Raw genomic sequence first — 25,939 nt, 5'->3', positions numbered from 1 at the left:
GGGGGATCTGCCGCGCGAGCCCGTCTTGCGAGTCTTGCGCGGCAGCCAGCTTGCGCTGAAATTATACGACTAAATGTTCCTTTTTGGCATTTATCCGCGCCGTGCAGGACAAGGTGTGTCGCGGTAAAACACAAAGCCGCCCAGGCCGATGGCCTGCGTGTCGGCCTTCACGGCGTACACCAGCGTGTTCTTTGACGCCTCGACCCGCAGCAGGTTCTGGTGCAGCACCGTTTGCGCGTGCGACAGTTCCAGCGACGGCGTCGGCGCCAGTTGCAGCCGCAGCTCGGACGTGGCCGCATCGTAGGCCCAGCGGCCCGGGTTGAAGAAGGCGAAGCCGCCGTCGAAACGCAGGCTGCCATCCTTGAACTGGGTCAGGCAAATGCCGGGAAATTCGCTGGGCGGGTTGTACCAGGTGGCGGCCACGGCGGCATCGGCCGGCGTCTTGCCCGGCATCTGCATGCCGGCGCCATCACTTTTTCCGCCCATGCCGGCGCAACCGGCCAGCGCCAGCGCGCCAGCCAAAGCGCCCGCGCGCGTGATGAAGGTCATGTGCATCAACAGTCCCCTTGCTTTATAGAAACATCATCTTAAAGCGGGACGGCCAGCCGTTCAAGCGGCTAGCGCACATAAGGGCGATTTAGTGTTCGCCGGCGGCCTTGGCGGCCGCTTCGCGCAATTTGTCCTTCTTGCTCTTGCGCGCGCCCTTCACGCCGCCGTTGACAGTGTCCGTGATGGAATTCACGGGCGCTGGCAATTCCGTTGGCTCGAAACCGGCCACCACTTCGCGCACGATGCGCAAGTCATTGCGGTTTTCGATCAGGCGGAAATGCGCTTCCGAGTCGGCCGTCACGAAACTGATGGCCGTGCCGCTTTCGCCGGCGCGGCCCGTGCGGCCGATGCGGTGCGTGTAGTCGACGGCCGAGCGGGGCAAGTCATAGTTGACGACGGCCGGCAGGCCGGCGATGTCGATGCCGCGCGCGGCCACGTCGGTGGCGACCAGTACCTGCAAGCGACACGCCTTGAAGTCGGCCAGCAGCTGGCTGCGCGTGCCCTGGCTGAATTCGCCGTGGAAAGCACCCACGTGCAGGCCCGCGCGCTGCAGCTTGTCGGCCACGTGTTCGGCCGCGTACTTGGTGGCGACAAAGACCAGCACGCGCTCCCACTGCTGCTGCAGGATCAGGTAGCGCAGCAGCTGCGTGCGGCGCGGCACGTCGACCGTGATGGCGCGCTGCACGATGTCGGGCTTGTCCTGCGGCTCGGACGCCACTTCGATGCGCACGGGTTCCTTGAGCAGGCTGTCGGCCAGCGCCTGCACGCTGTCGGGGAAGGTGGCGGAGAAGAACAGGTTTTGCCGCTTGCCCGGCAGCAGCGCCAGGATGGCGTTGATTTCCTCGCTAAAACCCATGTCGAGCAAACGGTCGGCCTCGTCGAGCACGCACAGCGACACGCCGCCCAGCTTCACGGCGTTCTGGCGCACCAGGTCCAGCAAGCGGCCCGGCGTGGCGACGACGATGTCGGCGCCGCCGCGCAAGTCCATCATCTGCGGATTGATCGAAACGCCGCCGAACAGCACGGAAATCTTCAGTTTGATCGGCAGCGGCTTGGCCAGCGCGTGCACCGTCTGCCCCACCTGCGCCGCCAGTTCGCGCGTGGGCACGAGGATCAGCGCGCGCACCTGGCGCGGGCCGGAAGCGGGCGCCATCAGCGCCTGCAGCAGCGGCAGCGCGTAGGCGGCCGTCTTGCCGGAACCCGTCTGCGCCGCGCCCAGCACGTCGCTGCCGCGCAGGATGGCGGGAATGGCGGCCGCCTGGATGGCCGTCGGCGCGGCATAGCCGGCCTTGTCGACGGCACGGACCAGGGCGGGAATCAGACCCAGTGAGGAAAATGGCATAACGGGCCTTCTTTATTCGTAAAGTGAGACCGGCCGCGAAAGGCGGCCGGTCGGAATTGCGACAGTATAAGGCAGACCGCTACTGGCGTGGCATTTGCAGTTTCGGAAAGCCCGCTTCATCGTAGCCCGGCATGCCGCGGCGGATGGCGTGCGAAAAGTCCGCGTCGTCGTTGGCCGCGCGCGCGCGCGCCGTGATGTGGCCCCCAATACGCAGCTGCTGGAAGCTCAAGCCGGGCACCAGGCCCTTGACGTCGAACAGGTAGCGGTCCAGGTAACCCGAGGCCATCAGCCGGTAGTCGAGCGGCAAGCCAGGCACGATGCGGCGCACCATCTCGAAGACGATGGTGGTGCAGTTGGCCGTCAGGGTGTTGTAGAACTGCGGCTGGTTCTTCAGCGCTTGCGCTTCGTCAAGGTAAGCGAGGAACAGCGAGCGCATGGCCGCTTTCGGCATCATCACGCGGTACAGATGCATGTCCTCGCCGCGCGCATTCGTGCGCACGCGCAGGATGTCGCGCTCGTCGGCGGCGATCAGGCTCATTTCGAAATGCTTGAAGAAGCCGCCGATGGCGGAAAAGCTCTCGCCCTTCTCCTTGCGGATCTCGATGGAAAACGTCAGAAAGCGCCCGTCCGCAAAGCCGAACGAGATCAGCGTATGCGCAATGTAGGGGCCCGTCCAGTACGACAGCGCCGCGTCCACCGTGCGCAGTTCGTCGAGGTCGTAGCTGCGCTGCTCCCACTTGACCGTGTAGTCGTCATCGCTGCGCCAGTCGAAATTGCGCACATTGTCCAGGGTGACGAGATTGCCTGCCACCTTGCCGGTGACGTTGCGCGCCACATCGTCGGCCCACACGCGCTGCTGCTTCGGCGTGATGAAACTCCACCACACAAGCAGCAGGATGAATCCGGCCGCATACGGCAACAGCACGCGCGCGTCGCCGCGCATCCACCACAGCGCGACACTGGCCACGCCCAGCGCGCCCCACAGCAGCGCGCCGATGGCTTGCGCGGCCGTGCCGCCGGACAGCTGGTACCACAGCGCCAGCGCGCCCCACAGTGCAGTCAACAGGAGAATCAGGGAAACGGCCATTTTGCCGAGGGTGCCCAGCACGGAGCGGGCACGATGTGATAAGAAAGTCATGCCTCAATTATAGGGGCAAGTGACGATGTGCAAGTATTTCGGACGTACCGGCCTGCCTTGGGACAAGCGCAACATATTATTTCGATGGCATAATGACTTCTTTTGCAATCAATTCTGCCTGCGTATGCAACTCCATGGTTTTTCCATCCTCAAGGGTTTAACTAAAATCTTGCTTGAAGGGCAGGAAGTTGACCTGCACAACAATTACGCATTCACGCAGATCGACTACCGCATCGCTGCGCGGCAGTTGCAGCTGCATTGGGTACGTAGTGACGGCGACTGGATCCGGCCCGGCATGCCACCTGCGCTGACGCTGGTCTGCGAAGGCGTACATGTGCTGAAAATCCGGGAATCCGGCGACGGCGAGCATGTCAACGGGGAGAAATGCCTGTCCTCCATCGGCTTCATGTGGAATGCCATGCGCGATGACATGGACGGCGTCGCGTCGCACGAGGCGAGCGAAGGCTGCACTGATCTCGCGTTGATGTTCATGAGTGACCTGAGCATCAAGATTGCTGCCGCCGAGGCACGCATCCTTGTTGATGCCGGGCCGGCCAATCAAGCCGCATCCATAGCAGCATAGTAGCAACCACAACACTCAGGTGCCCCCTTGCAGCATCCAGCCCTCTACACCCTCGCCGGCAGCCTCAATTCCCTCTTCATCGTCGTCAGCTTGTACGGCCTGTGGTCGCAGCTGCAAAAGATCTGGCAGCGCAAGCACGATGCCAGGGTCGGCGCCGGCAAGACGACGGACATTTTGTCCATCAACCAGTTCACCGTCAGCTTCCTCGCGTATTGCGCGTTCTTCGTCTACGGCTATTCGATCACGCCATTCAACCACTACATCGTCTGGCCGCGCCTGATCGCCTCGCTGATCGCGCTGGGCATCCTGTATGAAATCGACCGCGACCGGCGCAGCGTGGCATCGCGCAACGCGCTGCTGGCCTGCGCGCTGCTGCTGTGCGCGGGTGTGGCGGGATTGCTGTTCGGCCCCACCTTCACGGATGAAAAGCGCGTGATCTCGCAAAGCCTGATCGTCGCCGTCACCGTGCTGCTGGCGCAGGGCTATGCGCATCAGATCCGCCTGATCTGGCGCTCCGGCAAGACGGGCGCCGTGTCCCTGAAAATGAGCCAGTTCATCCTGGCAATGGATATCAGTACCATCTTCTTTGCCTGCGTCATGGGGCTATCGACGGGCTGGCCTTTGCTGCTGCTGGCCTGCGTCAGTGCCACGACCAAGCTTGCCATCATGTGGCTGTTCCGCTGGGAGAAGTCCAGCCCCGCCGCGCAGGTGAAACGCCAGGCGCCGGCCTGAGGCCTACTGCCCGCTCAGCGCCCGCATTTCCGCATACAGGTTCGCCTTGCCCTCGAAGCCGATGCCGACCAGGTCCGGCATGGTGATGTGGCCATTTTCCACCCTGACGCCGTCGGGGAAGCCGCCGAACGGCTGGAATAAATCCGGGTACGATTCATTGCCGCCCAGGCCCAGTCCTGCCGCGATATTCAAGGACATCTGGTGGCCGCCGTGCGGGATGCAGCGGCTGCGCGACCAACCGTGCTGATGCAGCATGTCCAGGGTGCGCAGGTATTCCACCAGGCCGTAGCTGAGGGCGCAGTCGAACTGCAGCCAGTCGCGGTCGGCGCGCATGCCGCCGTAGCGGATCAGGTTGCGCGCATCCTGCATGGAAAACAGGTTTTCGCCCGTCGCCATCGGCTTGTCGTAGTAGCTGCGCAAGGTCGATTGCAGCTCGAAGTCGAGCGGGTCGCCCGCCTCTTCATACCAGAACAGGTCGTACTGGCGCAGCGCCTTGGCGTAGGCGATCGAGGTGTCCAGATCGAAGCGGCCGTTGGCATCCACGCACAGTTTTTTCCCATCCTGCAGCACCTCCATGATGGCGTCGATACGGCGCAAATCTTCATCGAGCGACGCGCCGCCGATCTTTTTCTTGACCACCGTGTAGCCGCGGTCGATATAGCTGCGCATCTCATCCTGCAGCGCGGACAGGCTCTGGCCCGGATAGTAATAGCCGCCGGCCGCATACACGAACACTTGTTTGTCCGGCACGCCCGTGCCGTGGCGCTCGGCCAGCAACTGGAACAGGGGCTTGTTCTCGATCTTCGCCACGGCATCCCAGATGGCCATGTCGATGGTGCCGATGGCCACCGAGCGCTCGCCATGGCCGCCCGGCTTTTCATTGGTGTACATGCAATCCCACACCTTGTGCGGGTCGAGGTTGCCACCGTCATCCGTCACGAGGCTGGCCGGATCGGCGTCGAGGATGCGGGGAATGAAACGCTCGCGCATCAACATGCCCTGGCCGTAGCGGCCATTCGAATTGAAGCCATAGCCGACGACGGGCTTGCCGTCGCGGATCACGTCGGTGACGACGGCCACCAGGCTCAGGGTCATCTTGGTGAAATCGATGTAGGCATTGCGGATGGGGGAAGAGATGGGGATGGTCTTTTCGCGGATTTCAACGATTTTCATGCGGGTCTCCTGTGCTTGAATGGTGACGCCAGCTTAACCGCGATACGCAGTCGTATAATCGATAGCAATTTAAACGATTCTTCACTTGAAGTTAATAATGAAAAGCGATGCCACCACGGAAATGGCCTTCTTTGTGCTGCTGGCCAAGCTGGGCAGCCTGTCGGCCACGGCGCGCGAGCTGGGCATCACGCCGCCCGCCGTCAGCAAGCGCCTGCAGCTGATGGAACAGCGCCTGGGCGTGCGGCTGCTGAACCGCAGCACGCGGCGCATCAGCCTGACGGGCGATGGCGAAAGTTATCTGCAACAGGCGCGGCAAATCCTCGACGATATCCGCGCCATGGAAGAATCCTTGGCCAGCGGCAGCGCGGAACCGCGCGGGTTGCTGCGCGTCAACGCCACCCTGGGTTTCGGGCGCACGGTGATCGCGCCCCTGCTGTCGCAATTCGCCCTGCGCCACCCGCAGCTGGAAGTGCAGCTGCAGCTGACTGACAGCCCTATCAACCTGGTCGAGCAGGCGTACGACCTGGGCATCCGCTTCGGCGACCTGCCCGACACGCGGCTGTCGGCGCGGCGCATCATGTCGAACCGGCGCTTCCTGTGCGCTTCGCCCGCCTACCTGCAGGCGCACGGCACGCCGCACACCCCGGACGACTTGGCGCAGCACCGCTGCATCGTGCACCGGCAGAATGACGACGCCTACGGCATCTGGCGCCTGAGTAAGGGACGCGCCACCCACACGGTGAAAGTGCGCGGCACGGTGGCCAGCAATGATGGCGACGTGGTGCTGGGCTGGGCCCTGGACGGCCACGGCATCCTGCTGCGCTCGGAATGGGACCTGACGCGCTACCTCGACAGCGGCCGCCTGCGCGTGGTGCTGGCCGATTACGCGCTGGCGCCGGCCGACCTGTACGCCTATTACCCGAGCCGCCACCAGCTGCCCGCCAAAGTGCGCGCTTTTATCAATTTTCTCATCGAGCAGTTGCAGCCGGAAGCGGCCACAGCGGCCAAATCAGGTTAAACTACAATATTGCGATATGGCAATATTATGAAGGAGTAGGTTTTGCTAGTCATACTCGGATTTCTCGTCGTGCTGTTTTCCGTCTTCGGCGGCTTCGCCATGCAGGGCGGTCACTTGGCGGCCCTGTTCCAGCCGCTGGAACTGCTGATGATCGGCGGCGCCGCGCTGGGCACCTTCTTTGTCGGCAATGACGCCAAGGCCATCCGCGCCACGTTCGCCGCCCTGCCCACCCTGTTCCACGGTTCGCAGTACACGAAGGCGCGCTATATGGAACTGATGGGCCTGATGTATGAAATCCTCAGCAAGATCCGCAAGGAAGGCTTGATGTCGGTCGAGGACGATATCGACGACCCGTACCGCAGCCCCATCTTCGTGAAATACCCGTACACGCTCGGTGACGAGCACATCCTGGAATTCATCACCGATTACCTGCGCCTGATGGTGTCGGGCAATATGGACGCCTACCAGATCGAAAACCTGATGGATAACGAGATCGAGACGCACCACGAAGATGCGGAAATGCCGATCCAGACGATTTCGCAGCTGGCCGACGCCATGCCCGCCTTCGGCATCGTGGCCGCCGTGATGGGCGTGGTGCACACGATGGCCTCCGTCGGCTTGCCGCCGGCCGAACTGGGCGTGCTGATCGCGCAGGCACTGGTGGGTACCTTCATCGGCATCTTGCTGGCCTACGGCTTCATCGCGCCGCTAGCCAGTTTGCTGCGCCGCAAGCACCATGAAACGGCGAAGATGTACCAGTGCGTCAAAGTGACCCTGCTGGCCAGCCTGAACGGCTACGCGCCGGCGCTGGCCGTGGAATTCGGCCGCAAGGTCATTTCCGCCACGGAACGCCCGTCGTTCAGCGAACTGGAAAACCACGTGCGCCAGGTGCGCACGAAGAACTGATACGGCCGGCTAGTCTCAATCGTCAGGCTTCCGGCGCCGTCCAGACCAGGTTCCACAGGTGGCCATCGATATCCTCGAAGCCCTGGTCATACATGAAGCCATGGTCCTCGGGCGGATGCGGTATGCGGCCACCGGCGGCCGCCGCCCTGGCGATCAGGCCATCCACCTCTTCCCGGCTTTCGCAACTCAGGCAAATGACGACTTCATTGGCCTCCTTCGCATTCGCCACCGGCTTGCGGATCAGCGACTGGAAGAAGGCTTCCGTCGTCAGCATGGCCTGGATGCTGCCGTCGACGATGTTCATGAAGGCCGCGTTCTCGCCGCTGAAGCGGGAATCGAAGGTAAAGCCAAGGGCGGAAAAGAAGGCCCTGGATTTATCCAGGTCCTTGACGGGCAGGTTGAGGATGATCTGTTTTTTCATGGCGTTTCCTTGCTCACACGTTGACGAAACAATCGTTCGTCCAGAATACCAATAAAAACTAAAGAAAGGCGCGGGCCAGGCTTGAGCGCGCGCCAGCCACCGCGCGCAGGCGTTCATCAAGGTAGGCGCTCACGCGCGGATGCTGGCTGAAGGCGACGTTGAAGCGGATGTGCTGGTCGGGCGTGTCATTGGCCGAGAACGCGGCGCCGCGCATCAGCAGGATCTTGTTGCGGTAGGCGTCCTGCACCAGCAAGTCCACGTCCAGCCCTTCGGGCATGCTGCCCCACAGGAAAATGCCTGCGTCGCCGGGCTGCTCGAACAGCACGCCGGCCGCGCTCAGTTGCCGCGTGCTGGCGTTGCGCGCCACCATGATCTTGCGTTGCAGCCGCTCCAGGTGCTTGCGCAGGTTACCGGCCTTGAGCACTTCCAGCAGCACGTATTCGTTCAGCGCAGGCAAGGTCATGATGGAGTGGATCTTGGTGCGCATCAGCAACTTGAGCAGGGCGGGCGCCGCGGCCAGGTAGCCCATGCGCAGGGCCGGGCTCAGCGCCTTGCACAGGCTCGAGTAGTAGATCACGCCGTCCAGTCCGGACAGCGACGCCAGCCGCGTGCTGTGGCCCGGCTGGAAATGGCCGTGCACGTCGTCTTCGGCGATCAGGAAGCCGTACTGCTGCGCCATGATCAGCACCTTGTGCAGGTTGGCGGCGCTGCTGCTCCACCCGGTGGGATTGTGCAATGCCGTCTGCACGAACAGCAGGCGCGGACGGTGCGCGCGGCAGGCCGCTTCCAGTTCGTCCAGGTCGAGGCCATCGGGGCGGCGCTTGATGGGCACCAGGCGCACGCCGTCCTGGCGCAGCCTGCCGAACATCAGGAAGTATCCGGGGTCTTCCACCAGCACCGTATCGCCGGGTTGCAGAAACGTGCGGCAGATCAGATCGATGGCATGGGTGCCGCCGAAAGTGGTGAGGATGTGGCTGGCGTCCGCGGCGATGCCGATGCCGCGCATCAGCAGCGCGATCTGCTCGCGCAGTTCGGCCAGCCCTTGCGGCGGACAGCGCGAGGCCATGCCGGCCGCGCTGCGCGCCAGGCCACGTTGCACGGCGGCGGCCGGCAGCGCGTCCTGCAGCCAGGTGGGCGGCAAGGCGCCGCTGCTGGCCAGCAGCACGCCAGGCCGCTGGTCGTTCACTTGCTGGCTCAGCCAGACCGGCTCCTGCTCCTGGCCCGCCTCCAGCGCCACCTCGTCGGGAATGGCGCGGCTGGCGTCGGTGGGTGCGCAGACGAAGAAGCCTGTCGTGCCGTGCGTATCGATGACGCCTGCGGCCACCAGCCGGTCATACGCCACCACCACGGTGTTGGTGCTGACCGCGAGCTGCGTGGCGAGCTGACGGATCGACGGCAGCCTGGTGCCGCCAGGCAGGACGCGTTGCGCGATCTGCTGGCGCAATGCGGCCTCGATCTGCTTGAACAGGGCGATGGGCGAGGAGCGGTCGATGGCGAACATGGGTGGAAGTCTAGCGTAAAAACATCACGGCGAGTACCAGCAGGATGGCGCCCATCGTCAGATTGAATATGCGCTGGTTGCGTGGCGCTTTCAGCACGCTGCGGATCGAGACGCCGAACAGCGCCCACATGGCGTTGCACGGCATGCCTACCACGGTGCCGATCACGGACACCAGCAGCGCACTGGCAAGCATGTTGCCCTGTGCAGGCATGAATACGGACGCCATGGTGACCGCCTTGAGCCAGCTCTTGGGATTCAGCGCCTGAAACAGCGCCGCCTGCGCAAACGACACGGCTTTCGCTGTGCTGCTTCCCGCCACCGAGGCGCCGGCAAGCTTCCAGGCCAGGAACATCAGGTACAGCGCGCCCGCGATGCGCAGCACCTGCTGCGCCATCGGATAAGCGACGAACACGCTGCCCAGCCCCACGCACATGAGCATGGTCTGCACAAAGATACCGGCCTGGATGCCGAGGATCACCGGCAGCGCACCGCGATAGCCGAAATTGGCGCCGGTGGTGGCCAGCATGACGTTGTTCGGCCCGGGCGTGGCGGACATCACAAAGCAATAGCTCATCAGGGGCAGGAGTTCGGTCATGGCAGGTAATCGCAGCGTGGAGAAGGCCCCAGTCTAGAAGCGCGGCACAGCGGGGACAAGGCACAAGGCGCCGCATACAAGCACATGCTGTATCAGTCGAACGACTGCTACAGCAGCGAAACAGGCCGCCTCGCCCGGACAAGCATCAGGAACGCTCTGCTCGTGGCCTGAAGTAGACACCGTCTGCGTCAGGCCGGGGAATTGATGCGTTTGTCCAGCGGCCTCTCGTTGAGCGCATCTGCGGCCCGATCCACGAATTGCCTGACGTCCCCTACCTCGGCAAACAAGCCGGCATAGGCCGCCCGTATCAGCACAGTGCACTGCTCGAATTTTGCAAGCTGCGACAAGCCCTCATCAGTGAGCATGAATATCCGTCGCCGGGCATCATTGTCATCGCTCCGATACTGTATGAGACCTAGGCGGTGCAGCTTGGGTATCTTTTGCATGACCAACTGGTGCGAATGTCCGAGTTCGCGCGCCAGATCCGAAGCGGAGGCCGCGCCGAGCGTGGCAAGAACAGTCATCAGCGAACACGAACGCACCGGGATGACGATCCCCATCGTATCGAAGACGGTCTGGGATTGCTCAGCGATCAGAATGCTCAGCCGTTCGACGGCGCGGCCGAGAAACACGGCGTCATCGATCGCGGCCGGGTGAGGTATCTTCTTAGTCAAGGCGCTTGTACCTCTGGATGCTGCCGTCCTGGTTCACGCGTTCCAGCGCCGTCACTTTCCCGCGCGAAACATTCAAGCGGTATCGAAAACCCGACACGCCTTCCACCGCGAACAGGTCGGGACCGATCGGCTCAAGCGCGACCCGAAACCGGTCGCGCCAGATAGTGTAGAGCGTGCCATTGTCCAGGACGAGCTGGCGGCCTTCATATTTTCCGGCGGCGTTCGTCAACAGCCCGGCATCGACATGCGGGCGCTCGATCGCTGCCGTCAAGCTGGGGAGCAGCCAGGCAAGTTCGGTTCGCCTGGCGTCATCGGTCTTCGCCAGGTTTTCAAGCGCCAGCTTGTGCGCCAGAGGCAGCGCGCGAATGGACGGGCTTGGAATATCGGGTTGCACGCCAACTCCTTCGAAATCGCCATGCTCCACGGGATCCTGGATCTGGCCGATCGGCACTTGCACGAAATAATCGTCATTGAGGGGCTTGCGCGCAACCGGATGCGCACCACCGGCGGTCCGCTCCCCGATCAGTGTCGCTCTCCCGAGCTTCTTCATCGCATAGGAAAACCATTCTGCGGAGGAAAACGACGTGGAACCGGTCAGGATATACACCGGCTTGTCCACCATGCGCTTGCCCGGCAGGCCCGGCAGCACCCATTGCCCGCGCTGGATACGCTTGCCATCCTCATTATAATAATAGTCAAAGAGCAGCTGGTCTTTCTCGCTGGAGAAGAAATAGCTCGCTAGAAACTGCGCCATTTCCAGATGCCCGCCATTGTTATAGCGCAAATCGATGATGAGGGCGTCCGTATTGCCGACGAAGCGCATAACGGACGCCGCCGTATCATAGGCAAGCTCCGGATCGGCAAAATAGCTGAATCGTATATAACCGATATTTCCCTTCAGGCGAGCGACCTCATCGAAACCAAAATTGGTCTCCTCCAGCCTGCTCGATTCTTCTTTGCGTATCTTGGTCTTGAGCGTCGGATTGGCCTTTGCCTTGAATTCCGCGATCCATTTTGCGTCGGCACCCACGAAAAAATGCAGGTCGCCGCTGACTTTGATGAGATCGTCCGTCAGCTTGCTCGCAAACGCTGCCTGCGTCGTCGCCGAGTCATAATCTCCGTTTGCCAGATGCGCCTGAAGCACCGGCGCAATCTTTCTTGCGATGTCAGGAAACGCATAGTTTGCATTCAAGGTGCTATTGAGGGAGGCGATGATCTCGCTCTTTTCGTTGCGCGAGATGCTTGGCTCCTCGGCAAAAGCGCCCGGTGCGCACATGATGGACAGTGCCGACAGCGTTTTAAGCAGACATAAGTGATAGCGCATTCTAATGTTCCCCCTCGGTGAGTCTCGATCATACAATATATTGCGCAATATATTGTAGAAATAATTAAATAACATCGATGATGGGAACAAACCGCAGCCGCTTGCGGCCGACAGTGCCGAAGGGCATTGTCAATGTTGATAATGGACTGCAGCGCCCACCGTAGGTGCACAACGCAACTGGCGGATTGTCAGTGGGCTCAAGCGAGTCGCATTGTCATTTCAAAGGAGCTTCCACATTGGCTGGGATACCACCCCTTCCTCAATGCCTGTCGAATAGCGTGCTCCACGACTGAGGGCGTGATAGCACGCGTAAAATTACCCAGCCAAATATCCGGACGTGCGATATCTGTTCTCACCAGAAGAGTGGTTCGGCCACCGTTTTCAGATTCGACTGCGAAAGACACATTCGTTTCCCCCATGGCCTGTGTACAGGCAGGCAGGCTGACCGACCATCGATATGGTAAAGAATCGACAATAATCCGGCGGCTTCCTTTTCTTGCAATGGACATGATATTTCCTGTGCTTCAGTGACAGCCTCTGGCCGGTTATCGTCGTTGGCAGTTTCCGCCCCTAAGCGGCCCATCAACCTTGGGCATTGTTTGGAAGGTTGCTCACCTATATTCCATAAATACGCTTGAGTTCAAGAATCCAAGAAAGCAAGCGTTCTTGAGCTGAGTCTTGCCGAGACTCAAACCCTTCCTCATCAAAATAACCTTCTGTTTCGATAGCATATTCGTGCCGTCGAAATTCATGAGTAACACTAATCGGAACACCTTCAAGCGCTCGGATGCTATTGCTGAGAAAATCTACAAACGCATCGCGAGTCAACTCACCTTTGCCATAAGCCGAAAGTAAATCTTCCAGCCGTTCGAGAATCGAAAGATTTGACACCAAATTCCTCTTACTTTCCACTGGCGTTAACGAAATGCGACTGTCCGCTTCTGGCCGGTTGCCGCCTTCATGTGCGACAGCTTCCGACCCGAAGCGGTCATAGAACTACCGAAGTAGGCGGATCAATGAAGTGAATTCACAGCGTCTTGGATATCGTTGATCAACAAGGCGAGATCGGGCTTGTCGCCGTACATGTCAAGTTCGCGAGTGGCAATCAATCCCATGGACAGTGGCCCTAGCGCTGGGTCGGTAGGACATCCAGACGCAAATCCTTCGCACCAACCTAGTTGTCGTAGGATAGATTGCCCAGGCGGCCAGCCTTTCGCTGCCAGAGGCTGAATCTGCTGAATAGCTGATTGAATCTTCCGCAAGAGCATTATTTTATCTTCCATTTTTTCTTGCTCGCGCGAGTGACCGCTTGTGGCAGCCGATACTGGACAGTCAGAATCAATGCACGAAGTTGCTGCCTTCAGCGCCATCAAGAGGTTTGCTCAGGCGCACCAAGTCCTCTCACTGCCATTTACGGAGTCGGCGCCGTCTCATCGGGACAGCTGACCTCGTCCTCTGGCGTATATAAGGTCATCGGCACGCGCTGGCCGTCGACTTCCAGTTCGCGCACTTTCGGCGGCACCAGCTGGAACTCGCCCGCCTGCAGTTTCTCGCGCAGGGGTTTGCAGCGCAGCGCATCCGTGGGGATTTGTCCGCGCGCGGTCCAGCTGCCGTCTTCCTTTTCCGCCAGCAAGACCGACGAGGCACGCGGGTCATTGCTGATCAGCAGCACGTCCTGCTTGCCATCGCCATCGAAATCGAGCAGGTAGGCATCGCACTGCGGCCCTGCCCGCTTCAGGCAGGCGGGCAGGCGCCAGGCCGGGCCCACTTGCGTCCAGTCCTGGCGCAGGAAGCTGTCCGGCAACTTCGCCGTGGCCGGGCGCAGGGTCAGGTTGATCGACACGTCGCTCAGCGCGCCCGTCTCGTCGAGGCGGTTCTGGCGCTTGAGCATGGCGTCGGCGCGGGCACGCACGATGGCCGCATCCGGCCCCGTCGTGCGTTTCGTCAATTCCTGCAGGGCCGCCTGGCCGTAGCGGGCGCCCTGGAAGCGCAGGTATTCGAAATCGAACTTGTCCACGCCGACCTTGCCGCTGTCCAGGCGCGCCATCTGGCTGGCCACGGAAATGCGCGCCGGGTCCGCCAGCGGAGAAAACAGGGCGAACAGCACCAGCAGGGTAACAAAGGCGGTGGCCACATTGACGTTGGCGATCAGGTGCAGCCAGTCGCCATACTTGCTGGCCGCCCAGGCATAGCCGGCGGCGTAGCAGGTGGCGATCAACAGACAGGCGGCAGCGATCAGACGGTCGGACGTCCAGCCATGCGACATCACGCGCAGGGTCAGCGCATAGATGGCGATGCCCACCACCCACGGCAGCAACAGGCAAGCCAGGCGCGTGCCGAGGCGGATGCCGCGCGCCACGCCATGGCCCACTTCGCCATTCTGGAAGGCGGCATTGATCAGCACCACCAGCACGCCGGCCATGCCCAGCAGCACGGACGCCGCATGGCGCGTGGCCCACAGGCGCTCGAAACCGATGAAGGGCAAGGTCAGCAGGAAACCGGAAACGAGCACAGCGGCGATCGGCATCAGCCACGACAGCAGCACCAGCAGCAAGGTACGGATGCCGCGCACGATGGACGGACGCACGTCCGTGATGTGGATGGCGAATGAAAACGCGAAGCAGATGACGGGAATCACGAACCAGGCCTGGCCCAGCAGTTTTTTCAGGAAGCTGAGCTTGATCAGCAGGAACAGCTGCCCGCCCAGCCACAACACCAGCCACAGGCCCAGCACGAACAGCAGGGAAAACAGCAGCTGGATGCCGAGCTTCCAGGCGATTTCAAAGTAGGTCGGATAGCGGGCGATACGCTGGCCATCCTGGGCGCTGGCCAGCACCAGCGCGTGGGCGATATAAAAGCCGACCACGCAAAAACCGAACAGCTGGGCCGAGATCACGCGCAGGGGCGCGCCCGGCTTGTAGTTGCCCCAGATCACGTGCTCGGCGCCGCGCGCCACGTCATGCCAGGCCAGCACGGCCAGCACGACAGCCGCACCCGCCATCCACAGCACGATGCGCTTCGCCGACATATGGCCCAGGCTGGACACCAGCAGGATCGGTAGCAGCAAGCTGATCAGCATCAACGGACCCAGCAGATAGGCTTCCGTGGCGGGCCACACCTTGTCCTGGGCCGTGCTGTACAGCCAGTACAGCAGCAAGCCTTGCAGCAGGCCCGTCACCAGGCGCGTCACCGCGATGCGCGGCGCCACCACCGGATCGAGCAACGCCATGTTTTTTCCTGCGGCATCCTGCTGCATAGTCATCCTCTTAATAGTCGTTCATTGCAGTCATTGCTGTACTGCGAGCACGGCCATTATTGCATTTCGTTATCGTCATCTCAACAGCGATTCGTGCGGCGGCCCTCCCCGCGCACCTGCGCTGCGGCGCAATGGCAGGCTTTGCGCGAGGCCCCAGGCCAGTTCCGGCACGAGGAACAGCCACAGCACGGGCTGGCCCGTCACCAGCAGCGCCCACGCCATCCAGGTGGAAAACAGGTAGCGGGCCGCCGCATCATAGCGGCCGAAGCGCGGCTGCGGGTCCAGCATGCGCAGCACCGACCAGACCATCACCACGCTGCCCAGCAAACTGCTGATGAGCAGATGAAACGGTCCGAAGACGGGCAGCGGCACGCCGCCCAGGCTCACGTTGAGGGCGTTCAAGTGCTCGCGCAGCAGCAAAAACGTCCATGGCGTGGTAAACGGGGCAATCATGAGCACATCATAAATGGCGCTGGCGCGCACCACGCGGCGGAAGGCGGAAACGGACAACATGGCAACTCCTGTCTATGGAAAGCGCCCATGATCAAGGCTGGAGTACACTCCATGGTCAAGCATTTTATGAAAGGAAACCCATGCGGATCGGCGAGATAGCACAGGCGACGGGCTTGAGCCGCGATACCCTGCGTTTTTATGAAAAGCGGGGCTTGCTGCGCGCGCGGCGCGGCGCGAATGGCTACCGCGACTACCCGCCCGAAGCGGCCGACTGGCTGCGCTACCTGCGCACGGCGCAGCAACTGGGTTTTACCCTGGCAGAAATCGAGGCCGACATGCCGCTGCTGGCGGCCGCCGGCGATCCCGCCACGGCGGAACTGCTGCGCGCGGCGCTGGCGCGCAAGCTGGGCGAAATCGATGCGCGCATCGCGGGATTGACGCAGTTGCGCGGCGAGTTGGCGCGGCGGCTGGAACCGCAGGCGGCCGCCTGTCCGTTGCGGGGAGATGCCGAGGCAGCACCAGCCCCCTGAAAAACAAAAAACCGCCTGTGCAATGCAGCAGGCGGTTCTGACGTGGGGCGGAGCCGGGATTACCTGGCGGCCTTGCGGCGGCGCAGGAAACCCATCAGGCCCAGGCCGGCCAGCAGCATGGCGTAGGTTTCCGGTTCCGGCACGGCGGCCATCACGGAAACATTGTCGATCACGGCGCCCGAGTAATTGTCGAACGGCGTGCCGGCCTTGGCGGCGCTGGCAAACGACAGGGTTGCCAGGCCGGTGGAAGCGGCCGTGAAGCTCAGGGTATTGTTGTACAAGGTGTTCGAGGCGGCAGCCGTCGAGTAGAAATCCCCGACCACGCCGCCAAAATTGACGGCCACGCCCTGGCCTGCCGGGCCGCCGGAATTGCGCGCCATGTCAAAGCTCAGGCTGTAGGTCTGGCCAGCAACGACATTGAAACTTTGCGACAAGAAACCCGGACCTGGCGTACCCAGCAAATCGATGCTGTAGCCGTTGATGGCGTTATACGCGTTGCGGATCAGGTCGACGGAACTGGCGCCAACGGTCCAGCCTGTAATGGCCGACGAACCGCTGTTGACGACCTTAAAGCCGCTGTCGAAGGTGTAGCCGGCAGCGACCGTTTCAAAATTGCCATTCGTGATCAGGTTGACGGGACTGGCGCTGGCGGTGCCTGCAGCAAACAGGGCGACAACTGCGGCGATGGTGGCGATTTTCATGAGCTGATTTCCTTGCCTTATAGGCATTAAAGTTACCTTAAGTGAAATCATATCCCAGCCATGGTGAAAATCAAAGAACTTTACAAAAATATATTTAATGTGGACAATTTGTAACGCCCTTCCGGAGAGGGGCGGCTCAATCGAGTTCCTGGCGTGCCACCAGGATGCCATCCGCATCGGCGTAGATCCAGTCGCCCGGATGCACGGCCACGCCGCTGATCTGCACGCGCACGTCGCGCTGGCCGGCGCCCGTCTTGTTGCTCTTGCGCGGATGCGTGGCCAGGGCGCGCACGCCGATCTGGCAGACATTGATTTCCTCGCTGTCGCGGATGCAGCCATCGACGATGATGCCGGCCCAGCCGTTGTTTTCAGCCAGCACACCCAGCTGGCCGCCCACCAGCGCGCGGCGCAGGCTGCCGCCGCCATCGATCACCAGCACATGACCCTGGCCCGGCGTTTCCAGCGTGCTGCGCACCAGCGCGTTGTCTTCGAACACGTGCAAGGTGGTGGCCGGGCCGCTGAAACGCACGCGTTGGCCAAAGGCGCGGTACACGGGCGGCAGCACGGCCAGGGTGCCATCGTCCAGCATGGCTGCATAGTCGTCGCACAGGTCGGTGGTGGCAAAGGTCATGGGAATTCCTTTCGTGGCAGATGGCAACGATTCTATGCCTTTTGCAGCGCCGCAGCACGTGTTTTGCCGCCCACGCCCACGGCCGTGGCAATCGCCAGCGCCTGGAACACGCCGATGAAGACGAACAGCAGGGCCGGATGGTTGCCATCCATCAGCGCGCCAAAGAACAGGGGACCGACGGCCAGGCCGCTGTCGAGGCCCGAATACACGACGCCATACACGCGCCCGGTGGCATTCTTCGGTGCCGCCGCGCGTATCATCAGGTCGCGCGAAGGCCCCGCCACGCCCGACATCAGGCCGATGGCGCCCATCAGCACCACCGCGCCCCAGGCCGGCACGACGGCCATGGCCAGCAGCACGGCCAGCAGCGCGGCGGCGGAAAAAGCGATCGCCACGTTGCGGTCCGGCTGCTTGCTGCGCGCACCCACCACGCCGCCGGCCAGCATGCCCACGGCCGAGGCCAGCATATAGGCCGTGTAGGCGCTGGTAGCCAGCGCCAGGCTCATGCCGTACAGCTTGACGAGGGCCACGCTGGCAAAGCTCTGGATGCCGCCCAGGGCGATGGCGGTAATGAAAAAGAAGGCAAAGCACATCCACACGGCAGGCAGGCGCAGGAAGTCCAGCGTGCCTTCGCCGCCAGCCGCCTGGCCCGGAGCGGCCTTTTTCACGGGTTCGGGGCGGATGGCGTGGCGGTTCAGGAACAGGATCAGCAGCACGCCAAACGGCAGCACGGCCGCGCATTGCAGCGCCACCCGCCAGTCATAATGGGTGGCAACATACGTCATGAACAGGGGCGCCAGCGCCCAGCCGATATTGCCGCTGATGCCATGCACGGAAAAGCCGTAGGCCACGCGGGCCACCGAGACGCGCTGGTTGAGGATGGTGTAGTCGGCCGGATGAAACACGCTGTTGCCCATGCCGGCCAGCATGGCGCCCAGCATCAGCGCCGCATAGCTGTGTGCGGTAGACAGGGCCAGCGCCGACACGCCCAGCAAGAAAATGCCGGAAAACAACACGGCACGGGCGCCGAAACGGTCGACGACAAAGCCGGCCAGCGCCTGTCCCACGCCCGAAATGATGAAGAACACCGTCATCAGCAGGCCCAGTTCCGCATACGACAGGTCGAAGGCGGGTTTCAGCCAGACGAACAGGGCCGCGAGGATCAGGTGATAGAAGTGCGACACGCCATGCGCCAGCCCCACCAGACCGATGACGCGGGCGTCGCTGCGCAAGGTGGGAATTTCGGATGCCGAGTTAGTTGTTATCATGTCATACCCTGTCTTATACTGGTGAAGCTCAAGTGTATGCAAAATACCATCGTCTGTTTTCCGACAGAACGACATAATTTATCGAATGAAGGCCAAGCTGATGGGTGTACCTATCCTCCACCATACCCGCATGTGTCCGCCACGGGAAGCGCCGAGCGCGACCATCCCCGTGACCATGATCGCGCGCGACCTGCAACCCGATGAATTTCTCTCGCCACACACGCATCCCTGGGGCCAGGTCACCATGGCGCTCGAAGGCGTGCTGCGCATCACCGCCAACAACAGCAGCTGGGTACTGCCGCCCATGCGCGCCATCTGGATCGCGCCCAACGTGGAGCATGCCGTCACGATACTGGAAAAAACCCGTTTGCGCCCGCTGTGCATCCATGCCGCGCGCGCACCGTTCGCCGGCCAGGACTGCAAGGTGCTGGAAGTATCGAACCTGCTGCGCCAGCTGATCATGGCGCTGGAACAGCTGGACCCTGGCCAGGAACCGGCGCGCGAGGCGCTGCTGGCTGAACTGATCCTCGATGAATTGAAACGCTCGGCCACGCGCCCCATCCGCGTGCCCTTGCCCAGCGACAAGCGCCTGAAAACCCTGTGCGACAGCCTGATCGAGAAACCGGGCTTGAACCAGACGCTGGAACACTGGGCGCAGCAGGTCGGCGCCTCGGAGCGTACCCTGGCGCGGTTGTTCGAACGGGAATTGAGCATGAGTTTTGGCCAGTGGCGCCAGCAGGTGCGCCTGGCGCACGCGGCGCCCCTGATCGCGCGCGGCGTGCCGCTGTCGCAGGTGGCCGAAGAACTGGGCTACGCCAGCCAGTCGGCTTTTTCCGCCATGTTCAAGAAGACTTTCGGCAGCTCGCCGTCAGCCTTCTTTGCCCAGGGCGACCGCATGTAACAAGCGCGCCGATACAGCGCTCAGGGCAAGGCGTAGCGCCGCAGACAGTACGCTATACGGCAAGGCGATGCAACGCCGCCATGGGCGCTTTAGCGGTGCGTCCTTAGGCCATGAAGTCGAAGAGCGAATTCTTGCCCGTATAACCCGGCAAGGCCGAGTTCGTTCCCATCTGTTCCTGCGCCGAATACGCTTTCACCAGCGCCTGCGCCTGGGCCGTCAGCGCCTTGGCCAGCACGGCTTTCTTGTTGGTCAGGGTGGTGATGTCCTTGCCGACCGTCTGCACTTCCTTGCGGATGATGCTCGTTTCGCCCGTCAGCTCGCCGATCTTGCTGGCGAACTGGTCCGCCACACCCTTGCCGTTATTCGTAAACATCTTGCTGACGGCTTCAGGATCGGCCGCGATGGCCGCCTTGAGCTTTTTATCGTCGAGCACCAGCTCGCCGCTCTTGCCCAGGGTGACGCCGGCGCTGCCCAGCACCGACGATGGCACGCCCGTGCTGGCCGTGCGCAGTACTTGCTCCATCTGCGAACGCACCTGGCCCAGGGCCGTATCGGACTTCAAATCGCCCTGCTGCAGGCTCTGCAGCTTGCTGTTGAGTTCATTGTAGGCCGTGACGAAGCTGGCCACGTTGGTCGCGATCTGGCTGCTGTCCTTGGCGATGACGAGGTCGGTCACACCCTTTTTCTTCAATTCAATGGTGGCGCCCTCGACAGCCGTCGTCAGGGTATTCGTGGCGCTCTTGATTTCCTTGCCGTCGACGGTCAGCAGCGCATCCTGCGCGGCGGCCGTCTGCTGCATGCCCTTGCCGGCGCCAGGCGCATAGCTGAGCAGATTGCTGACGGCCGCGTCGCCGGACACGCTGATGCGCATGCTGCTGTCGGCGCCGCTCTTGCCGTTCAAGGCCAGCGAGTAGCCGTCAGCGCCCTTCACCACGCTGGCGTCGATTCCCTGCTGCTTGAGCGCGGCGGCGATGCCGTCGAGGCTATTGTTGCTGCTGTCGATGGTCAGCGAAATGATCTTGCCGCTGCCGGGCGTAAATTGCTTGCCGTCGGCCGAGCCTACTTCGATCTTCACCAGCGCGGGCGCCCCCGTGCCGATCGCCGCGCTCGAGGATTTCTGCGCGCCGCTGAGCAAAGTCTGTCCCTGCGCCAGTTGCTTGACATTCAGTTCATGACTGCCGCTGACAGCCTTGTCGGTGGTGGTGGCGCTCAGCACATCCTTGCTGCTGGACGTGGCCGACGTGGCCAGGCCGCTGCCGGCCATGTTCTTGGCCACGGTCTGGAATTTCGCCAGCGCCGATTGCAGCTGGCCCAGGCCCGAGAACTTGGCCTGGTCGCGCGCCAGGCTGGCGTTGAGCTTGACGACGCCCGTGTTCTGCGACTGCATCTGGCGCTCCACCTTCGCATACACATCGGCCGAAATATTGCCCTGCGTCGTTTGCTGCGTGTTGTTGGTGTAGGCCCTGCTGTTGATGGTCGAATTAAACATGGTAGGCGTTCCCGTCGGGTGTAAGGTCATGGCACACGGTTCAGGTCGTGACCGTGCTGCGCTGGAAACGGACGGCAGGCGCGCGTGGCGCGGCAAGGTCCCTCTTCTGGTTGATAATTATGCAGTATTACTGGAATATCAAAACAGCGAACAGAACAGGTTTTTCCTGACTGCAAACCCATATGCACCATTTTAGCGCATTTCACCTGTCGCGCCCTCCAGGCTTGCCTCAGCGCATGAATTTCGAGATGGCGCTGCTGACGGCCATGTCCAACTGCAGGAAAGTGAGTCCCACCTTGAAACCTGCGCTGCTGAAAATGCAATGCGAGACGGACACGCGCGCCTCGATGATGTGCGCCGAACCATCGTAAAACAATTCGAACAGCACCTTGCCCTGCTTACCTGTCGGCACCGGTTCCGCGATGACGGCTGCCATGCCGCCCGGCCCCACATCGAGGGTGCGCGCCGCCACGGGGCCCGCGCCATCCATTACCAACATTGCCTTGGCACGCAATATCTTGCGTGCGCCCTGCCTTTGCTCAACTGACACTATATTCCGCTTCTCTAACTATGCATTGTCGATGCGGATTCACTGGGTGAATCCATCGGACAAATATTATAGTTCTAAACGGAAATTTTGTTTGACTTGTCTCAAGCTTGGCATTTAAACCATACCAACTCTTACTCCAGGTCGCGCAGCTTATTGAATGCTTCGTCGATACGCTCGACGCCGATGACCTTGAGGCCTTCGATGACTTGCTTGGGCAAGTTCGACTTGGGCACCACAGCCAGGGTAAAGCCCAGCTTGGCCGCTTCGCGCAAGCGCTCCTGGCCCCGTGGCGCAGGGCGTATTTCGCCCGCCAGCCCCACTTCGCCAAATACCACGAGCCCCCGTGGCAGCGGTTTGTTGCGCATCGACGAGTTAATCGCCAGCAACACGGCCAGGTCGGCCGCCGGTTCCGTAATCTTGACGCCACCGACGGCGTTGATGAACACATCCTGGTCGAACGCGGCGATGCCCGCGTGGCGGTGCGCCACGGCCAGCAGCATGGCCAGGCGGTTCTGCTCCAGGCCGACGGACAGGCGGCGCGCATTCGGCAAGTGGCTCGTGTCGACCAGGGCCTGGATTTCCACCAGCAACGGACGCGTGCCTTCCTGCGTCACCATCACGCAAGAACCGGGCACCTGGTTGTCGTGCTGCGACAGGAACAGCGCGGAAGGGTTCGACACACCCTTCAAGCCCTTTTCCGTCATGGCGAACACGCCCAGCTCGTTGACGGCGCCGAAACGGTTCTTGATGGCGCGCACCAGGCGGAAGCTGGAATGGGCGTCACCCTCGAAATACAGCACCGTGTCGACAATGTGCTCGAGCACGCGGGGACCGGCCAGCGCGCCCTCTTTCGTCACGTGCCCCACTAGAATGATGGTCACGTCCGTCTGCTTGGCCGCGCGCGTCAGCTGGGCCGCGCATTCGCGCACTTGCGCCACGGAACCGGGCGCCGAGCTGAGGGCATCCGAATACACGGTCTGGATCGAGTCGATGACCACCACTTCCGGTTTCAGGTCGGCCAGGGTGGCAAGAATCTTCTCGAGTTGGATCTCGGCCTGCAATTTAAGTTCCTTGGCGTCGATGACGAGACGCTTGGCGCGCAGGGCAATCTGCGCGCCCGATTCCTCGCCGCTGACATACAGCACGCGCTTATGATGCGACATGTTCGCCAGCGCCTGCAGCAGCAGGGTCGACTTGCCGATGCCGGGGTCGCCGCCGATCAGCACGACGCCGCCCGCGACCATGCCGCCGCCCAGCACGCGGTCGAATTCCTCGATGCCCGTGCCGAAACGGGGCACGTCGATGGCGTCGATATCGTCGAGCGACAGCACGGGCGCCGTCTGGGCCAGCGACATGTGCTGCGGATTCGAATAGCGGTTGTTGCCACCCGTTTCGGGCAGGGTTTCCACCATGGTATTCCACTGGTTGCACGAGGTGCATTGCCCCATCCATTTGTTGCTGATGGCGCCGCAATCGCTGCAGGTGTAGATGGTCTTGACTTTTGCCATGGTGTACTTTGCCCGGGTAAGGTGAAACTGCTGTTTATATATACAGTATATACAAACAAGGCTGCGAGGTCACGCCTCGATCACCGGAACGCGGGGCGCCAGTGCGCACATCAGCTCGTAGCCGATGGTGCCGGCGGCCAGGGCCACCTCGTCGATCGGCATGCCCTGGCCCCACAAGGTCACGGCGCTGCCAACTTTAGCGCCCGGCACGTGGGTCAGGTCGACCATCAGCATGTCCATCGACACCCTGCCGATGAGGCCCGTGCACACGCCGTCGACCAGCACGGGCGTGCCTTCGGGCGCGTGGCGCGGGTAGCCATCCGCATAGCCACACGCCACCACGCCCACCTTGATATTGCCGGCCGCTTCGTAGCGGCTGCCATAGCCCACCACTTCGCCGGCGGCGATATCCTGGATACCGATAATGCGGCTGCGCAAGGTCATGGTGGGCAGCAAGCCGAACGCCTGGGCGGACGTGCCGCCAGGAGCGCCGCTGGGCGTGCCGCCGTACAGCATGATGCCGGGGCGCACCCAGTCACTGTCCAGATGATGCAGCAGCACGCCGGCCGAATTGCACAGGCTGCGCGGCAAGGCAGCACCAATGCTGGCCGCGCCCGCTTCGAAACGCAGCATCTGCTGGGCCAAAGGCAAGCGCGTGGCCCCCGCCTCGTCCGCATTGGCGAAATGCGTCATCAGCGTGATCGTGCCGACATGCGGGATGGCCCGCAGGCGCGCATACGCGGCGGCCACGGCGCCCGGCGTGAAACCCAGGCGATTCATGCCCGTATTCATTTTCAGGTGCACATCGATGGCGTGCGGCAGGCGCGCCGCTTCCAGCAGGGCGATCTGTTCTTCGCAATGCACGCTGCCGTTCAAGCCATATTGCGCCATGACAGGCAAATCGCTGGCGTCGAAAAAACCTTCCAGCAGCAAGATGGGCTTGGTCCAGCCCAGTTCGCGCAGACGCACGGCGTAGTCGACCTCGACCAGTGCCAGACCATCGGCCTCGGCAAAGCCCCGCATGGCCCGTTCCAGGCCGTGGCCATAGGCGTTCGCCTTGACGACGGCCCACACGTTGGCGCCGCGGGCGCCGGCACGGGCGCGCGCCAGATTGTGTTGCATGGCATCGAGATGGATGGTGGCGATGATGGGCCTGGGCATATGCGTCGTTCACGGCAGGTGGGAAAGCCGTATTTTACCGGATGGGCCGCATGCTGGTCCGTCGCCGCGCGCCAGACCGGCGCACAGGACACCATGTATAAAATGCTCACATGTGATGTATTTTTCTACGGCAGAAAAATTAAGCTTCGCTTAGACAAGACTATGCAAAGCAGCCCCTTCCAAACTTGGGGTTTGCCGTTTTTTCGTGGTATAAAGCAAGCCAGATATGATTTCAGGCATTCCAGAATGAATCGTGGTTTTTATACCATCATGGCGGCGCAGTTCTTTTCCTCGCTGGCAGATAACGCCCTCTTTTTTGTCGCCGTCGATTTATTGGTGTCCATGAAATCACCGGCGTGGATCACGCCGCTGCTCAAACTGTCATTCGTCCTGTTTTACGTGCTGTTAGCCGCTTTTGTCGGCGCCTTCGCAGATGCATTGCCAAAAGGCAAGGTCATGTTCATCGCCAACATGGTCAAGATTTTCGGCTGCGCCCTCGTCTTCTTCCACGTACACCCGCTGCTGGCTTACGCCGTCGTCGGTTTTGGCGCGGCCGTGTACTCGCCCGCCAAGTACGGCATCCTGACGGAACTGCTGCCGCCGGAAAAACTCGTGGCGGCGAATGGCTGGATCGAAGGCTTGACCGTCACCTCCATCATCCTCGGCACCGTCATGGGCGGCGCACTCGTCAGCGGCCACGTGTCCGACATGCTGCTTTCCTTCGACTTCCCCCTGATCGACACGGGCATCACCAACAAGACGGAAGCGGCCCTGTGCGTGGTGGTCGGCATCTATGTGCTGGCAACCCTGGCCAACCTGAAGATTCCCGACACGGGCTGCGTGTATCCGCACCAGGAACGCAATCCTATCAAACTGATTACCGATTTTGCCAATTGCTATTCCATCCTGTGGAAAGACAAGCTGGGCCAGATCACCCTGGCCGTGACGACCCTGTTCTGGGGCGCTGGCGCCACCTTGCAACTGATCGTGCTGGAATGGGCCAAGCAATCCTTGAACATGCCATTCGACAAGGCGACCAGCCTGGTGGGCGTGGTCGCCATCGGCGTGGCCGCCGGCGCCGTGCTGTCGGCCCGCTTCATTCCGCTGCGCAAATCGCTGACTGTCATTCCGCTGGGCATCGCCATGGGCGTGATCGTCATGATGATGACGCAAGTGCATTCCGTGTGGATCGCCTACCCGCTGCTGATACTGATCGGCGCCCTGTCCGGCTTTTTCGTCGTGCCAATGAATGCTCTGCTGCAACACCGCGGCCACGTGCTGATGAGCGCAGGCCATTCCATCGCCGTGCAGAACTTCAATGAGAACCTGTCGATTCTCACCATGCTGGCCGTGTATTCCATCATGATCCGTCTGCACCTGCCGCTGAACATCATCATCACCCTGTTCGGCCTGTTCGTCGCCGGCACCATGTACATGATCATGCGCAGGCACAAGCTGAACCAGGCGGAGCACGACAATCTGTCGCTGATTGGCGAGCAGAAACATTAAGCAATGTGGTGTCGGATTACGCGCCA

General features: G+C 61.9%; 26 protein-coding genes. 7 read left to right on the top strand and 19 right to left on the bottom strand.

Going from position 1 to position 25,939, the window contains the following annotated elements; translation table 11 throughout:
- Positions 1-90: 90 nt before the first annotated feature.
- From SJI03_RS19915 to SJI03_RS19905, 3 genes are all read right to left on the bottom strand, one after another.
- Positions 91-555, bottom strand: coding sequence for a hypothetical protein (locus SJI03_RS19915; protein WP_099378372.1), 465 nt, complete (start codon positions 553-555; stop codon positions 91-93).
- A gap of 82 nt (positions 556-637) precedes the next feature.
- On the bottom strand, positions 638-1,891 hold the full coding sequence (locus SJI03_RS19910; RefSeq protein ID WP_322428326.1) for a DEAD/DEAH box helicase: 1,254 nt from the start codon (positions 1,889-1,891) through the stop codon (positions 638-640).
- A gap of 79 nt (positions 1,892-1,970) precedes the next feature.
- On the bottom strand, positions 1,971-3,029 hold the full coding sequence (locus SJI03_RS19905) for a DUF4105 domain-containing protein (RefSeq protein WP_322428325.1): 1,059 nt from the start codon (positions 3,027-3,029) through the stop codon (positions 1,971-1,973).
- Positions 3,030-3,054: 25 nt separating this feature from the next.
- On the opposite strand from SJI03_RS19905, the gene SJI03_RS19900 reads away from it, so the two are divergent.
- Both SJI03_RS19900 and SJI03_RS19895 read left to right on the top strand, forming a co-directional pair.
- Positions 3,055-3,612: a hypothetical protein gene (locus tag SJI03_RS19900; protein WP_322428324.1), complete on the top strand. Its 558-nt coding sequence runs from the start codon at positions 3,055-3,057 to the stop codon at positions 3,610-3,612.
- A gap of 27 nt (positions 3,613-3,639) precedes the next feature.
- Positions 3,640-4,344, top strand: a complete 705-nt coding sequence (locus SJI03_RS19895) for a hypothetical protein (protein ID WP_322428323.1) — start codon at positions 3,640-3,642, stop codon at positions 4,342-4,344.
- A 3-nt stretch (positions 4,345-4,347) separates the two neighbouring features.
- Here the strand turns inward: SJI03_RS19895 and SJI03_RS19890 are convergent, their stop codons facing one another.
- Entirely contained in the window at positions 4,348-5,517 is a 1,170-nt protein-coding gene (locus SJI03_RS19890) for a mandelate racemase/muconate lactonizing enzyme family protein (RefSeq protein WP_322428322.1), read from the bottom strand.
- 97 nt (positions 5,518-5,614) lie between these two features.
- Here SJI03_RS19890 and SJI03_RS19885 point away from each other — a divergent pair, with 97 nt between their 5' ends.
- Both SJI03_RS19885 and motA read left to right on the top strand, forming a co-directional pair.
- The gene (locus tag SJI03_RS19885; protein WP_322428321.1) at positions 5,615-6,535 is read left to right on the top strand and encodes a LysR family transcriptional regulator; all 921 of its coding nucleotides are present in this window, start codon (positions 5,615-5,617) and stop codon (positions 6,533-6,535) included.
- A gap of 42 nt (positions 6,536-6,577) precedes the next feature.
- Complete coding sequence (gene motA / locus SJI03_RS19880; protein ID WP_070255446.1) at positions 6,578-7,441, top strand: flagellar motor stator protein MotA; 864 nt, start codon at positions 6,578-6,580, stop codon at positions 7,439-7,441.
- 22 nt (positions 7,442-7,463) lie between these two features.
- On the opposite strand, the gene SJI03_RS19875 is transcribed toward motA, so the two are convergent.
- The 8 genes from SJI03_RS19875 to SJI03_RS19840 all read right to left on the bottom strand — a co-directional run bounded on the left by SJI03_RS19875 (position 7,464) and on the right by SJI03_RS19840 (position 15,725).
- Positions 7,464-7,862: a VOC family protein gene (locus SJI03_RS19875; RefSeq protein ID WP_322428320.1), complete on the bottom strand. Its 399-nt coding sequence runs from the start codon at positions 7,860-7,862 to the stop codon at positions 7,464-7,466.
- 58 nt (positions 7,863-7,920) lie between these two features.
- Positions 7,921-9,363 (bottom strand): PLP-dependent aminotransferase family protein, encoded by a 1,443-nt coding sequence (locus SJI03_RS19870; RefSeq protein ID WP_322428319.1) that lies wholly within the window; start codon positions 9,361-9,363, stop codon positions 7,921-7,923.
- Positions 9,364-9,373: 10 nt separating this feature from the next.
- Entirely contained in the window at positions 9,374-9,958 is a 585-nt protein-coding gene (locus tag SJI03_RS19865) for a LysE family translocator (protein WP_322428318.1), read from the bottom strand.
- 188 nt (positions 9,959-10,146) lie between these two features.
- Positions 10,147-10,632 carry a MarR family winged helix-turn-helix transcriptional regulator gene (locus tag SJI03_RS19860; RefSeq protein WP_322428317.1) on the bottom strand — a complete coding sequence of 162 codons (486 nt, stop codon included), beginning with the start codon at positions 10,630-10,632 and terminating at the stop codon, positions 10,147-10,149.
- The gene (locus tag SJI03_RS19855; protein ID WP_322428316.1) at positions 10,625-11,956 is read right to left on the bottom strand and encodes a S41 family peptidase; all 1,332 of its coding nucleotides are present in this window, start codon (positions 11,954-11,956) and stop codon (positions 10,625-10,627) included. The genes SJI03_RS19860 and SJI03_RS19855 overlap by 8 nt, the downstream gene beginning before the upstream one ends.
- A 615-nt stretch (positions 11,957-12,571) precedes the next feature.
- Entirely contained in the window at positions 12,572-12,847 is a 276-nt protein-coding gene (locus SJI03_RS19850) for a hypothetical protein (protein ID WP_158301212.1), read from the bottom strand.
- A 520-nt stretch (positions 12,848-13,367) separates the two neighbouring features.
- Positions 13,368-15,185, bottom strand: coding sequence for a DUF4153 domain-containing protein (locus SJI03_RS19845; RefSeq protein WP_099378427.1), 1,818 nt, complete (start codon positions 15,183-15,185; stop codon positions 13,368-13,370).
- Positions 15,186-15,287: 102 nt separating this feature from the next.
- A complete protein-coding gene (locus SJI03_RS19840; RefSeq protein WP_322428315.1) occupies positions 15,288-15,725 on the bottom strand; it encodes a hypothetical protein in 438 nt (145 codons plus the stop codon).
- Between the two features lie 80 nt (positions 15,726-15,805).
- On the opposite strand from SJI03_RS19840, the gene SJI03_RS19835 reads away from it, so the two are divergent.
- A complete protein-coding gene (locus SJI03_RS19835; RefSeq protein ID WP_322428314.1) occupies positions 15,806-16,195 on the top strand; it encodes a MerR family transcriptional regulator in 390 nt (129 codons plus the stop codon).
- A 59-nt stretch (positions 16,196-16,254) separates the two neighbouring features.
- Here SJI03_RS19835 and SJI03_RS19830 read toward each other — a convergent pair whose 3' ends face one another.
- The 3 genes from SJI03_RS19830 to SJI03_RS19820 all read right to left on the bottom strand — a co-directional run bounded on the left by SJI03_RS19830 (position 16,255) and on the right by SJI03_RS19820 (position 18,795).
- Entirely contained in the window at positions 16,255-16,896 is a 642-nt protein-coding gene (locus tag SJI03_RS19830; protein WP_233516162.1) for a choice-of-anchor C family PEP-CTERM protein, read from the bottom strand.
- A 136-nt stretch (positions 16,897-17,032) separates the two neighbouring features.
- On the bottom strand, positions 17,033-17,527 hold the full coding sequence (rraA, locus tag SJI03_RS19825) for a ribonuclease E activity regulator RraA (RefSeq protein ID WP_099378358.1): 495 nt from the start codon (positions 17,525-17,527) through the stop codon (positions 17,033-17,035).
- Between the two features lie 32 nt (positions 17,528-17,559).
- Positions 17,560-18,795: an MFS transporter gene (locus SJI03_RS19820; protein WP_322428313.1), complete on the bottom strand. Its 1,236-nt coding sequence runs from the start codon at positions 18,793-18,795 to the stop codon at positions 17,560-17,562.
- 100 nt (positions 18,796-18,895) lie between these two features.
- Here SJI03_RS19820 and SJI03_RS19815 point away from each other — a divergent pair, with 100 nt between their 5' ends.
- On the top strand, positions 18,896-19,696 hold the full coding sequence (locus SJI03_RS19815; protein ID WP_322428312.1) for a helix-turn-helix transcriptional regulator: 801 nt from the start codon (positions 18,896-18,898) through the stop codon (positions 19,694-19,696).
- Between the two features lie 103 nt (positions 19,697-19,799).
- Here SJI03_RS19815 and fliD read toward each other — a convergent pair whose 3' ends face one another.
- From fliD to alr, 4 genes are all read right to left on the bottom strand, one after another.
- The gene (gene fliD, locus SJI03_RS19810; RefSeq protein ID WP_099378356.1) at positions 19,800-21,185 is read right to left on the bottom strand and encodes a flagellar filament capping protein FliD; all 1,386 of its coding nucleotides are present in this window, start codon (positions 21,183-21,185) and stop codon (positions 19,800-19,802) included.
- 229 nt (positions 21,186-21,414) lie between these two features.
- Positions 21,415-21,735 (bottom strand): PilZ domain-containing protein, encoded by a 321-nt coding sequence (locus tag SJI03_RS19805; protein ID WP_322428311.1) that lies wholly within the window; start codon positions 21,733-21,735, stop codon positions 21,415-21,417.
- Positions 21,736-21,866: 131 nt separating this feature from the next.
- Positions 21,867-23,243 (bottom strand): DNA repair protein RadA, encoded by a 1,377-nt coding sequence (gene radA / locus SJI03_RS19800; protein ID WP_322428310.1) that lies wholly within the window; start codon positions 23,241-23,243, stop codon positions 21,867-21,869.
- Positions 23,244-23,312: 69 nt separating this feature from the next.
- Positions 23,313-24,404: an alanine racemase gene (gene alr, locus SJI03_RS19795; protein WP_322428309.1), complete on the bottom strand. Its 1,092-nt coding sequence runs from the start codon at positions 24,402-24,404 to the stop codon at positions 23,313-23,315.
- A gap of 246 nt (positions 24,405-24,650) precedes the next feature.
- On the opposite strand from alr, the gene lplT reads away from it, so the two are divergent.
- On the top strand, positions 24,651-25,913 hold the full coding sequence (lplT, locus tag SJI03_RS19790; RefSeq protein ID WP_035820370.1) for a lysophospholipid transporter LplT: 1,263 nt from the start codon (positions 24,651-24,653) through the stop codon (positions 25,911-25,913).
- Positions 25,914-25,939 lie beyond the last annotated feature (26 nt).

Origin of the sequence: Janthinobacterium sp. GMG1, from assembly GCF_034427795.1 — a bacterium.
In the GTDB taxonomy this organism is placed as follows: domain Bacteria; phylum Pseudomonadota; class Gammaproteobacteria; order Burkholderiales; family Burkholderiaceae_D; genus Janthinobacterium.
This window is presented reverse-complemented; position numbering and strand designations above follow the sequence as displayed.